Annotated in this window: 12 protein-coding genes; 6 read left to right on the forward strand and 6 right to left on the reverse strand. The window is 47.9% G+C overall.

All coding sequences use genetic code 11. The features are described 5' to 3' along the window. Nucleotides 1-87: 87 nt before the first annotated feature. The 6 genes from L3556_RS15295 to L3556_RS15320 all read left to right on the forward strand — a co-directional run bounded on the left by L3556_RS15295 (nt 88) and on the right by L3556_RS15320 (nt 5,358). Nucleotides 88-1,476, forward strand: a complete 1,389-nt coding sequence (locus L3556_RS15295; RefSeq protein ID WP_277868198.1) for a cytochrome c biogenesis protein — start codon at nt 88-90, stop codon at nt 1,474-1,476. A gap of 22 nt (nt 1,477-1,498) precedes the next feature. After that, nucleotides 1,499-1,786, forward strand: coding sequence for a photosynthetic electron transport-dependent transcriptional regulator PedR (gene pedR, locus L3556_RS15300; protein WP_277868199.1), 288 nt, complete (start codon nt 1,499-1,501; stop codon nt 1,784-1,786). 45 nt (nt 1,787-1,831) lie between these two features. Continuing rightward, a complete protein-coding gene (locus L3556_RS15305; RefSeq protein WP_277868200.1) occupies nt 1,832-2,107 on the forward strand; it encodes a hypothetical protein in 276 nt (91 codons plus the stop codon). A 105-nt stretch (nt 2,108-2,212) separates the two neighbouring features. Beyond that, on the forward strand, nt 2,213-3,328 hold the full coding sequence (locus tag L3556_RS15310; protein WP_277868201.1) for a Get3/ArsA fold putative tail anchor-mediating ATPase NosAFP: 1,116 nt from the start codon (nt 2,213-2,215) through the stop codon (nt 3,326-3,328). Between the two features lie 205 nt (nt 3,329-3,533). Then, a complete protein-coding gene (locus L3556_RS15315) occupies nt 3,534-4,760 on the forward strand; it encodes an AAA family ATPase (RefSeq protein ID WP_277868202.1) in 1,227 nt (408 codons plus the stop codon). After that, complete coding sequence (locus tag L3556_RS15320) at nt 4,747-5,358, forward strand: RloB family protein (protein WP_277868203.1); 612 nt, start codon at nt 4,747-4,749, stop codon at nt 5,356-5,358. The genes L3556_RS15315 and L3556_RS15320 overlap by 14 nt, the downstream gene beginning before the upstream one ends. Before the next feature lie 21 nt (nt 5,359-5,379). Here the strand turns inward: L3556_RS15320 and L3556_RS15325 are convergent, their stop codons facing one another. The 6 genes from L3556_RS15325 to L3556_RS15350 form a co-directional block, all read right to left on the reverse strand. After that, the gene (locus L3556_RS15325; protein ID WP_277868204.1) at nt 5,380-5,979 is read right to left on the reverse strand and encodes a D-glycero-alpha-D-manno-heptose-1,7-bisphosphate 7-phosphatase; all 600 of its coding nucleotides are present in this window, start codon (nt 5,977-5,979) and stop codon (nt 5,380-5,382) included. Then, a complete protein-coding gene (locus L3556_RS15330) occupies nt 5,972-6,928 on the reverse strand; it encodes a glycosyltransferase family 9 protein (protein ID WP_277868205.1) in 957 nt (318 codons plus the stop codon). The genes L3556_RS15325 and L3556_RS15330 overlap by 8 nt, the downstream gene beginning before the upstream one ends. A gap of 31 nt (nt 6,929-6,959) precedes the next feature. Then, nucleotides 6,960-7,385, reverse strand: a complete 426-nt coding sequence (locus L3556_RS15335; RefSeq protein ID WP_277868206.1) for a hypothetical protein — start codon at nt 7,383-7,385, stop codon at nt 6,960-6,962. A 173-nt stretch (nt 7,386-7,558) separates the two neighbouring features. Continuing rightward, nucleotides 7,559-9,781, reverse strand: a complete 2,223-nt coding sequence (locus tag L3556_RS15340) for a serine/threonine-protein kinase (RefSeq protein ID WP_277868207.1) — start codon at nt 9,779-9,781, stop codon at nt 7,559-7,561. A gap of 11 nt (nt 9,782-9,792) precedes the next feature. Beyond that, nucleotides 9,793-11,127: a (Fe-S)-binding protein gene (locus tag L3556_RS15345; RefSeq protein ID WP_277868208.1), complete on the reverse strand. Its 1,335-nt coding sequence runs from the start codon at nt 11,125-11,127 to the stop codon at nt 9,793-9,795. Further along, nucleotides 11,127-12,476 carry an FAD-binding oxidoreductase gene (locus L3556_RS15350; RefSeq protein WP_277868209.1) on the reverse strand — a complete coding sequence of 450 codons (1,350 nt, stop codon included), beginning with the start codon at nt 12,474-12,476 and terminating at the stop codon, nt 11,127-11,129. Before L3556_RS15350 ends, L3556_RS15345 begins: the two co-directional genes overlap by 1 nt. Nucleotides 12,477-12,491 lie beyond the last annotated feature (15 nt).

Raw genomic sequence — 12,491 nt, forward strand, 5'->3', positions numbered from 1 at the left:
GTTGAAGGATAGGGAACCCATGGAGAACGGCCTAGCCTGATGGCCCTGCAAACCCTTAGGGCAGGGAGTATGTCAAACTATTAAACTATGGATACTCGCAATTTTTTACCCTCTGAACCCCTCTCTATTTGGGCGAAGGTATCCCACTTTTGGCAGAAATCCCTTCTTCCCCTGCTGGCGAATCTACGGTTAGCCATTGTCTTACTCCTCGTCATCGCCCTGGCCAGTATTGCCGGTACGGTTATTGAGCAGGGCCAGTCCCCCGGATTTTACCAAGCCAATTATCCTGAGGAACCGGCATTATTTGGATTTTTAACCTGGAAAGTTCTACTTGCCCTCGGGTTGGATCAGGTCTACCAAACCTGGTGGTATTTAGCCCTACTGGTGTTGTTTGGGGCCAGCCTAATCGCCTGTACCTTTACTCGCCAACTACCGGCCCTGAAAGCGGCCAAGCATTGGAGCTACTACGATCAGCCTCGCCAGTTTCAAAAGCTGGCCCTAGGGGTTGAATTGCCCAGTCCTGTCCCCGCCCAGGAGCCTCCCTTTGAATCCCTAAGAACCCTACTGGAGCAGAAAAATTATCGGGTCTTTCAGGAGGGCGATCGCCTCTACGGCCGCAAAGGCATTGCCGGACGCATTGGCCCGATCATTGTCCATGCCAGCATGATTTTGATCCTGTTGGGGGGGATTTTAGGGGCCCTAACCGGATTCATTGCCCAGGAATTTATCCCCAGTGGCATGACGTTTCAGGTGCAAAATGTTGTCCAGGCCGGCCCTTGGGCCCACCCTAGCCAAGATTGGGCCATGAAGGTGAATCGTTTTTGGATTGACTATACCCCAGAGGGAGAGATTGATCAGTTCTATTCGGATATGTCCGTGCTGGATCCCCAGGGTGAGGAAGTGAAGCGGCAAACCATCCATGTAAATCAGCCCCTTAAGTATGGCGGTGTCACCTTTTATCAAGCAGACTGGACGATCGCCGCGATTCGCTTTCGCTTAAACAATAGTCCGGTTTTGCAACTGCCCATGGCCCAGCTAGATACCGGTGGCAAGGGACGACTCTGGGGAACCTGGATTCCAACGACACCGGATCTGAGTGCGGGGATTTCCCTCATTGCCCGAGATCTGCAAGGAACCCTACTGCTCTATAACCCTGAGGGCGAGTTCTTGGCAACCCTGCGACCGGGAATGGGCTACGAAGTGAATGGGGTGAACCTGGCGATCGCCGAAATTGTTGGCAGCACTGGACTTCAAATTAAATCTGACCCAGGGATTCCCCTGTTCTATGCCGGGTTTGCCTTCCTCATGGCCGGGGTGATCATGAGCTATGTCTCCCATTCTCAAATTTGGGCCCTCAGGGTAGAGGAGACCCTTTACATTGGCGGTCGCACCAATCGTGCCCAGATTGCCTTTGAGAAAGAGGTATTAGAGATTTTAGGGCAGGGAGTATGTCAAAATCTGAGGGAAGATAGGTAATTATACGGATCGACTTATTTCTATGCCACGTAGTGATAACCAAGGATACCCCCTCCTCTCTGACCGCGAGCTTCAAGTCATTGAATTAGTTGCTGCGGGGCTGACCAATTATGATATTGCGGACAAGCTAGACATCAGTAAGCGTACTGTTGATAATCATATGACTCATATTCTGACAAAGACTCAATCGGATAACCGTGTCGCCTTAGTGCGCTGGGCCTTACAGTGGGGTAAGGTGTGCCTAGAAAATGTCAACTGTTGTACCCTCCCCCTGCCCTCGGAGACCTGTCAACTTGAATCCCAAGGTTGAAAAACTCATTTTGAAACAATAATTTCAAAATAATAAAAGTCACTCTTGAACTCTTACTCTACCCCTTGCCGATCCATGGAACAGGTTTATCGTCAGCCCGAATTACCCCTTGCCATTTACCGTGAGATTGCCGCCCACCTAGGGCAGATTTCCGGTGTCACCGTTGAATTATTACCCCAGTCTGCCCCAGAGTTTGACTATCACCTCAGTCAAGTGGAAGCCCTCAAGCTCCAGTACAGCGATGATCTGTCCCCGGCGGATCAGGCCCAAGTACGGGCGATTCTCACCTATTACGGCGATCGCTACGGCGGTTGGAATTAGGTGGCTGGTGGGTGTTAATCTACGGGGGGATTCCTTTGGTGTTAGGCTTCCTTTGCCATGGCAATGTCCCAGAGCATCTTATTTTGAGCGAACGTTGAGATTACTATGACCCGGATTGTTACCTTTCTTGGCGCAGGCCCCGAACTTCAAAACCGTTTGGGTATGGCGGTGGCACAATGGTTTGCCCAACGGCAGCGGCGGGTTTTACTGGTGGTTCCCAGTCCTGCCATTTCCCTGAGCACCCTCTATGGTGTTGAATTGCAGCCCCAACCCCAAAACTATGCCCCCAATTTAGATATTGCCGAATTACAGACCACGGACAGCCTCAGTCAAGTATGGGATAACCTCACGGACGTGGTAGAACCCTACCTACCCAGTGATTTAATCGGCAAGGTCTATGCCGGAGAGTTAATGATTTTGCCGGGGATGGACACCCTGCTAACCCTCAATGCAATGCGATTACATTACACCAGAGATCGCTACGATGTGATTATCTATGCAGGGGCCAATAGCCGAGATACACTGCGGCTGCTGGGATTGCCCAATGCCATTGCCTGGTACTATCGTCGCTTTCGTCGGGTCTTGGAGCATCTAGACCTGAGTAAACTGGCCACCGCCATTGGCGGCCCCATTGCCAGCGCAATTATGGCGGCAAATATTGATACCCAAAAGATTAATACCAGTATTGCCCAGGCCAAGGACTGGGTAGATAGGGGGGTGGCGGTGGCAGCGGATGCCCAGCAGTTAACTGTGTTACTGGTGACAACCCAACAGACTGGGGCGATCGCTGAAACCTCTTGGCTTTGGGGGAGTGCTCAACAGGTGAATTTACCCATTTCCCAATTGCTCTACTGCCCGGAGGCTAACCAGCCCACCCCTGGAACCAGCGATGACATTGCCGCAACCTTTAGCCCCCTCCAGTTAACAACCCTATCCCCAGAGATCTGCCAGAATGATGCGGATCTGGTGCAGGCCCTCCCGGATATGGATCACCTGCCCGTGGCCCCACCCCCCCACAGCATTGACCTGGAAAGTCAACAGGTGCGCGTCTTTTTACCTGGCTTTAATAAACAGCAAGTGAAGCTGAGCGAGTACAGTGGTGAACTCACCATTGAAGCCGGAGATCAACGGCGACACATTGAATTACCGGCCGCATTGAAGGGAAAACCCGTCACCAGTGGTAAGTTTGAGGCCCCCTACCTGATTGTTTCCTTTGCCTAGGAGCATTGCTGTGAATTGTGAAATTATACCTATAAATGCAGTAAAAATGGCTATACTTGATCATTTTTGGTGAATTGTTGTTATTCTTATATCAGGAATATGTGATTTTTTCACAAATTAGCTAATTAGGATCAAGAGATCAGCCATGCTTATCGAGTTTAGTGTTGGTAATTACCGATCGTTTAAGGATCGAGTCACGTTTAGCATGGTGTCATCTAGTCTTGTATCAAAAGATAGAAAACTTGACGAAAATAATGTTTTTACAGTGGATGATGAACTCGTTCTGCTTAAAAGTGCTGCAATATATGGTGCAAATGCTAGTGGTAAAAGCAATTTGGCTAAAGCTTTACACTTCATGAAATGGTTCATGATTAATTCATCCAAAGAAACTCAGAGTACTGAGAAAATAGGAGTTGAACGATTTAAACTCAGCACTGAAACTAGTGCCAAACCGACTTTTTTTGAAATTGTGTTTTTGATTAATCAAAAAAAATATCGGTATGGGTTTGAAGCAACTCGTGATGAAGTTGTATCAGAATGGCTATTCTACGTTCCTAAATTAAGAGAAACTAAGCTTTTTGAGCGAAAATTCGATAGCTTTAGTGTTTCTAAAACATATAAAGCTGACGGACTTCAACAAAAAACAAGACGAAATGCCCTTTTCTTATCTGTGTCTGCTCAATTTAATGTTGAGATTGCAGAAAGCATTTTAGCCTGGTTAACAGATAAAGTTAAAGTTGTTTCTGGTTTAAATGACAGAGGATATCGAGGCTACACGGTTAGTTGCTTGATGGGTAATAAAAACAAAGATGAAATTCTTCAATTGTTCAAAAAACTAGATTTGGGATTTAGTGATGTCAAAGTAGAAGAGAGTGAAATTACCGCTGACCTTCTGCCCAGTGACCTTCCTGACGAAATTAAAAGTTTCATCCTAAAAGATGGAGGAGGAAAAGTAGCATCGGTTCAAACTATGCACCGAAGATTTGATGAGAAAGGCAATTCTATATCTACAGAGTTATTTGACTTAGATGATCAAGAATCTGAGGGAACCCAGAAAGTTTTTGCTCTGGCAGGTCCTCTTGTGGTCACATTAAAAGAGGGCAAAACCCTAATCATTGATGAGTTTGACGCTCGAATTCATCCTTTAATTAGTCGTGCAATTGTTGAACTTTTTAATTCAAATGAGACGAATCCGAACAATGCTCAATTAATCTTTATGACCCATGATACTAATCTACTTAGCAATAGGCTTTTTCGTAGGGATCAAATTTGGTTCACCGAAAAGAATAGGTATGGTGCGACAGATCTATACTCTTTGGCAGAATACAAAGTGCGTAATGATGCATCATTTGAGAGTGACTACATCAAAGGAAAGTATGGTGCAATTCCGTACATTGGCAATTTAAACAATCTGATCGATGCCCATGCCTAGAAAGAAATTAAACTCTCGTGGATATTCCCCAAGAAAAGTCAACACGAGGGAAGTTAGGCAAAGATTTTTAATTATATGTGAGGGAGAAAAAACGGAACCTAACTACTTTAGAAGTTTTCGTGTTCCAAGAAACGTTATTGAAGTAGATGTTCAAGGATTGGGAGAAAACCCTAGTAAATTAGTTAATAGTGCCAAAGAGTTGAAAGAGCAAGAAGAGTATGATCAAGTCTGGTGTGTTTTTGATCGAGACTCTTGGACTCCAGAAGATTTTAATAACGCTATCCAAAGTGCTAACCATCAAGGCTTCCATATAGCTTATTCAAACGAGGCATTCGAGTTATGGTATGTCCTTCACTTTGAGTTTCTCAATACTGGTATTCCTCGGTGTGACTATCTTCGGAAACTAAATTTTCTCCTTGATCGACAATACACAAAAAATAGTGAGACGATTTATGATGAGATATTAGATAAACAGTCTGTCGCCATTAGAAATGCTACAAATTTACTCAAGCAATATGATCCTCACATTCCTGGTAAAGACAATCCCTCTACGACAGTACATTTATTAGTGCAAGAACTCAATAAATTTATTCAATAAAAGCTGAACTACGCGCAAAATTTAAATGGAGTTGGGTTTAGCATGTTGAGACAAAATCCAGGCCACAGCGGCGGCTAGATCCGGGGCAATGTAATCCGGTTGGGTGGAGTGTTGATACTTTCCCCCAAGGACGCGATCTCCATAGCCCGTTTGCACTAAAATTCCCCGACAGCCGACATTGTGGGCCAGATCAATATCCGTGGCTTTGTCCCCCACCATCACACTTTGACTAATGTCTAGATCATGGTTCCAGGCGGCAGCAATGAGCATTCCCGTATTGGGTTTGCGCCAGGTCGTCCAACCACTATAGTCGGGAACAATTCCCCCCTCCGGTACGCTCAAATCAGGACAAAAGTAGAGGGCATCCAGGTGACTACCGGCCTCCTGGGCAAGTAAGGATTGGAGGCGATCGTGGAGGGCGTGAATGTGGGCCACCGTATAGTAGTCCCGGGCGGCCCCGGATTGATTGGAGACTAGGCAGCAAAATAAACCAGCGTCATTGAGTTGGCGAATGGCCAGGGCAACCCCTGGAATTAAATTGAGATCCTCAAGCCGACGAATATAGCCCACTTCTTGATTTAAGACCCCATCGCGATCGAGGAAGACCGCAGCCCTAGCCATGGATAGCATCCACAATCTCAACAGCGGAAATATCTGCCATTTGTCCTGTGGCCGACTTGATCGCTATAAATCGGGCATCCGCAGGCAATAGTTTTGCCGGGTCTGTGGGGCCAAACAGGGCGACTAAACGGGTGCGGGCTGCGACACCAATGTGCATGGGGCCGCTATCGGTGCAGAGCATCCAGCCGGCGGCGGCAATGAAGGCGGCTAATTTGCCTAGGTCAGGGGGAGATACGACGCTTATGCTTGGGACGATCTGTTTTAGATGACTGACCCACTCCTGATCCTCTGGGCCTTGGACAACCGCAATAGCCCGTTCAGCGTTACGGGTTTTGAGTTGTTTGATGACCTCTGCCCATGCTGGAACCGGATAAATTTTATTAATTCCTTTGGCGATCGCCAACTGACTGGAGCCACCATGAATCAATAGGTAATCCCGTCCTAGGCCTAAACGTTCCTGTTCCGCCTGTGCCCAAGCATGATCCGCATCGGCAATGGTGATCGTTGGTAATGGTGCGGGTGTCGTAATCCCAAATCCCTTCAGTAAATCATGGTACATAGCACCACTGTACTGATCCTTATTCAGGGAAACGGGATGGGTGAGTAAACCAAAACTAGAGGAGCCAAACCCGACCCGCTGGGGAATCCCCGTCAACCAGAGGAGGAGGCGCACGGGTAAACTTTTGCCGAGGGACAGAATTGCTTCGTATTCCCCTTCCCGAATTGTGCCAATCAAATTCGACCAGTCGGCTAGGGCATTTCGATTTTTGAAGTCAAAGGGAATCACCTTATCCACGGCGGCATTTAAGCGATAGGCGGCGATCGCCCGTGGTTCTGCCACCACATCCAGGTGAATTTCAGGGTAATGATGTTTTAGATCATCCAACGTCGGGAAAAAGAGAATTTGATCGCCAATTCCACCGGGCACAAAGGCTATGACATTCTTCATATTTCCCATGGGATACCCCTACAAAACGGCCTCATTTTATCGCTAATTGCCCAATATATTCCCGCAGAAAGTAGCACCATTCCACCGCAAGGGGAATTTCTGTAAAGGGAATGGCATAGCTACTGGATTGATCCTGGGATGTCAAGACTAGGGTAATGGTTTTACCCCGCTGGGGTGGATCCCCAATATCAATGGCGGTCTGATCCACCTGTACTTCAACGCCATCGATGGTTGCCAGGGATAGGGATTTAAGGCCAATGGGCCCGGATCGGGTGGGCGTTCCCCAGGTGAGGGTGGTCTCTCTTTGTCCGAGGACAGCCAAAATATCGTATTTAGATCGCTCAAAGCCCTGGGCCCACTCTCGATAGGCTTCAATTTTGCGGTATTCATGCCAACCCAAACGGGCTAAAACAATAAACATCGCCAGTAGGGGCAACCAAAGTAGACCGTGACCCATGGGAAATGACTCCTATGTCAGTTCTAAGTTATAGCTGTCGCCTGTTTCCCTAGGACATTTCGGATAAGGGGGGTGTGGGGGCTTCGCCCCCAGCCAGGGGTTCCACCCCTGCACCCCGTCCTAAACTAGGTAACGATAGCTATATTGTAGAGAAAAAAATTAGAGAAAAATTTTTAGACCGGCGATCGCTCCAAGGATTCTTCCTGTGGAAAGGGCTGCCATATCCTTACGGATCCATCAAAGTGACTACTCGCCAAACGATCGCCCTGGGCATTAAAAGCTAAGTCATAAACGATCGCTCCGGTATTTTCGATTAATTGCCGAAAAGACTGCAATTGGCCCATATCCCACAATTTCATGGATCCAAACCCTCCCCCTGTGACGATGGCTGTGCGATCGTGACTCAAGGCTAGGGCCTCTATGGGATCCCGATTATCCCAAAACCACAACTCTTCGCGGAGGGGAATATTCCAGAGTCGCAAGGTTTTATCCAGACTGCCACTGAATAAAAAGAACTGATCCTGGGTAAAGGCCAAGGATTTTACGGCGGACTTATGGCCCCTAAACGTATGAATGAGACTGATCTCTTGAGTTGCCACATCAAATAAATAAATGAGACCTTCCGATGTCGTCACAGCCAGGTAGGTTCCCTTTGGGCTAAAGGCGATCGCCCAAATTTGAGCCGAAAGGGGATAGGAAAAAATAACCGTGTGATTCGAGGAATGATCAATCTGCCAAAGGCGTAGTACCCGATCGTGGCCTCCCGTTGTCAGTTGTTTGCCACAGGGGCTAAAGTCCACCGCATTCACCCAACTGAGATGACCTTTGAGGGGAACCCGTTGATTCGCTGCAATGTCTAATAACTGAGCGGTTCCATTATCCCCGGCGATGGCCAACCAATCTCCCTGGGGACTATAGGCAAGATCACGAATCGCTCCAGGAATCCCAACCACAGATTGTATTAAATGACCAGTGGTGGGATCCCAAAATCGCAATGTTCGATCCCATCCCCCTTCGGCCAAGACGTGACCATCGGGGTTAAAAGCCACCGCTAGGGCCGGTAGAGAGCTATAGTTGAGGGTTTGGACACACTTCCAGTCTTTATTGCTTTGATGTTCTAAAACCAAGCTACGGGCAAGGGGCAAAATAGCTTGACTCAGATAGTCTCGACTCCACCAATAGTTAGACTGGGGGGAACGAAATCGATCTACATAGTCATAAAATTCCACCATGACATCGTAAAGGATCGTTAAGTCCTCAAGACGGGTTACTATCGGTGCAATTGCTGCAAGTTCTTGAAAGTTTCTTGCTAAATCTTGAGCCTGATCTACGGTGATGTCATGCTTTTGATACTGACCTAAAACCAGATCATGGAATTCATGGCTATGGGTAGTTATCTTACTTAGGGTAGCCCGGGTGAGATTCGACAAGGGCGTTTTTGGGGTCTGACCTGAATAATCAGGATTGAGAGTTTTTTGATTCTGTTGTCTCCGATGAAAGAACTTATCCATGACACGAAAATTTATACTTATGTTTATTTCTCTTTCTTTTTCTTTTTCTTCTGTTGTTATTGTATCTTCGTTCTGGAAAAATTCTAAAATCTCTTTTGCTGACTCAAATCGATTTCGACAATCATAGCAAATCATTTTATCTAGGATATTGGCTAATTTAGAACTGACTTGAACCCACTCTTTCCATGAAATTTCTAGAGTCGTTGGATCCGATATTAATTGATCTGGTGATTTTCCCGTTAGGGCTTGGATAGCAATAATTCCCAAGGCATAAATATCACTGTTATCACGGGGTTTTCCACATCGCTGTTCGGGCGGCATATAGCCCGGTGTGCCAATAATATCCGTTATTCTTGTTTCACCACTATAAGGCTCAATTACTTGGGTAATACTGACTTCCTTCACCGCACCAAAGTCAATCACAACAATGCGTTGATCCTCTTGGCGTTGAATTAAATTTTCTGGTTTTAGATCGCGGTGAATGACCCCCTTTCCATGAATGAAATTTAGGGTTTCCAAAACATCTTTCAATAATTTAATAACGTCCGCCTCTGACCACACTTGACCGGGGGAAATTTTCTGACTCAAGACCTGCCCTTCGACAAATTCTTGAATAATATAGAATTTTTCATTAAGATCAAAATTTTCATAAAATCGGGGAATTTGGGGGTGAGTTCCCAGATTAAATAGGGCTTTGGCTTCCCGTTCAAATATTCCTTTTAGGACTTTGAATTTATTTGGATCCTGATCGTAGGGTGCTAATTCCTTGACAACACAACGACTATTGAAGCTATGCTTATCTTCTGCCAAAAAAGTTACACCAAACCCGCCATATCCTAATTTTTTAACAATCCTATAGCGATCCTTCAAAATGGTGTTTTCCACGGGAACTCTCCTCAAGATTGGGCAGGTAGCCTTTCCCCTTTAATTGATAAATCAAGTAGCTGCATCGGATGATAGATTGGCGTTTTCGACGGGCGATCGCCCAGATGACGTTGAATTTGCACCGTGCAACCCACATTTGCCGAGACAATGATTTGCGCCTGGGTCTGTAATAAATTTTTGACCTTTTGTTTGCCTAATTCCTCTGCCACATCGGGTTGTAAAATATTGTAAATACCGGCACTGCCACAACAGAGGGCCGCGTCAATGGGTTCTCGCAATTGTACCCCAGGAATTTGTCGCAAGAGACGGCGGGGCTGCACCGTAATTTTTTGGCCATGGATCATGTGACAGGCATCTTGATAGACCAGGCTCAAGGGGGTGTCCTGTAGGGGAGAAAGGGGCGTGACTAAACCCACGTCATCTAAGAATTCCTGGACATCTTTGACTTTGGCAGCAAAGGCGATCGCCCTGTCTTGATAGTCTGGATCATTTTCCAGTAAATGACCATAATCCTTCAGGGTATGACCACAGCCGGAGGCATTAATGATCACCGCATCCACCTCCATATCGGCGTAGATATCGATCATCTGCCGGGCCAGTTGCCGGGCCTGATCCTCTTCCCCTTGGTGGTGGGGTAAGGCAGCGCAACACCCTTGATTGGTGGGGAGAACAATTTCGCAACCATTGGCCGCTAAGACCCGAATGGTGGCGGCATTTACTTCGGGCAAAAAGACCCGTTGCACACAACCGAGAATCAAGCCGACCCGATAGCGTTTTTTCCCCTGGGCTGGAATCAGATTGGGCCAATCCTCCCCTAGAGATCGTTGGCTGAGGGGGGGTAATAATCGCTCCATTGCCCTTAAGGGTTTGGGCAGTAATTGCTCTAATTTCGGAAACCGATGCCACAGTTGTTGCAGGCCTATTTTTTGGTAGAGCCACACCGGAAACATCAACGGGCGTAATCGGCGCGGATAGGGCAACGTACTAAAAAGCAATTTCCGAAATACTGTGTCCAACCAGGGTCGGGGAACTTGGCGATTGACCTGGGGACGCATGGCCGCAATCAGCTTGTCGTACTCGACACCGGATGGACAGGTGGTGACACAGGCTAAACAGCCTAGGCAGGAATCAAAGTGACCAGCGATCGCCGGAGACAGTTCCGCTTGTCCCTGGTGAATCCCATCCATTAAATAAATACGGCCGCGGGGGGAGTCGGTTTCCTTGCCAATAATGCGGTAACTGGGGCAGGTGGCGAGACAGAACCCACAATGGACACAGGCATCAATGAGCTTGGGTTCCGGTGGAGAGTCCTGATCAAATCCTGGACGTTTCACTATTTCTGTCATTACAGACCCCCAAGAAAGGCACCCGGATTTAAAATTCCGGTTGGATCAAACTGTTCCTTTATCTTTTTCATGAGTGTAAGGGCATTCCCGCCATATCCCCAGGGTTCAAACTCTTGCCTTAGCGTTAGATTTGCCTGGAGTAGGGTTAAATAACCGCCGTGACGTTGGCACAGCGATCGCCCCCACTGGAGAAAGGCAATCAACGGGGCCCGATCCGTTTCAAGGCTGAGATCCCTATCCTGGGGTTGCAAATAGATCACGCCCACCCCTCGCCCTGCCTGCATCCAGGCATGGAGAGAAAACCCCTGTTGGTTAGCTGCGGTGAGCAATTGCTGCACTAAATCTGTACTCTGATGGGGTAAACAACCTATTTTTAGGGCGATCGCCCCTGGGGGAAAAGTGGGACTAGGGCTGGTTACTGGGGCATCGGGGATGGCTTCACAGGTGAGTTGGGCCTCCTTTGCCAGAAGGTGCAAGCGGCCGGCGATCGTCCCTGGGGATTCTTCCTGGGCATTGAGGATAGGCCCTAGGCCGTGGAACTGCACCCGTAATCCTAAGGATGCTTCTGAAGCCATGGGTTTGAGATAGTCCCCTGTCAACAGATCCACGATCGCCGGTGTTAACGTACTTTGGTTTAGGGACTGTAATCCTTGGGATAATTGGTCGCTATTCCCCGTCAATAGCCAGGTTTTCCGGGCTTCTGGCAAGGGATCCACCCGCAAGGTCAATTCCGTGAGAATGGCGAGAGTACCAAAGGACCCGATCATCAACTTCATCAAGTCGTAGCCCGCCACATTTTTAACCACCCGACTCCCGGCCTTGACAATTTGGCCATCACTGCGGACAAACTGAATCCCTAGACAATGATCCCGCAGCGTGCCATAGCCCTGGGCCAGAGAACCACTATCCCGACTGGCGGCAATTCCCCCCAGGGTGCCTTGATCTGGGTATTTAGGATCCAGGGCAATAAACTGGCCGGCGGGGGCTAAATGGGCCTGGAGATCATTAAAACAAATGCCTGCCTCTGCGGTAACGGTCAAATCAGCGATCGCATGGGCCTTCACCTGATTTAGGGCAGCCGTACTCACCAAAACCTTAATTTTGGGGGAAGGGGTCAACCAAGCTAACTTTGTCCCCTGGCCGAGGGGTAAGAGGGGCCAGTTTTCACGATGGGCACAGGCCACAACCTCCCCAAGGGCAGCAACGGATGGGGGATAGACAACAATCGGCGGATTGGCAAAATAACCATTGGCATAATCTGCCGCCAACGTGGGTAGGGATGCCACAACCTCTGACCAAGGGCGGACAGCCCCGGCCCCAACAATGGCCGCAAGGGTGGATTCAAGCACAGAAATTTAATTGAA

Source organism: Candidatus Synechococcus calcipolaris G9 (assembly GCF_029582805.1).
In the GTDB taxonomy this organism is placed as follows: domain Bacteria; phylum Cyanobacteriota; class Cyanobacteriia; order Thermosynechococcales; family Thermosynechococcaceae; genus Synechococcus_F; species Synechococcus_F calcipolaris.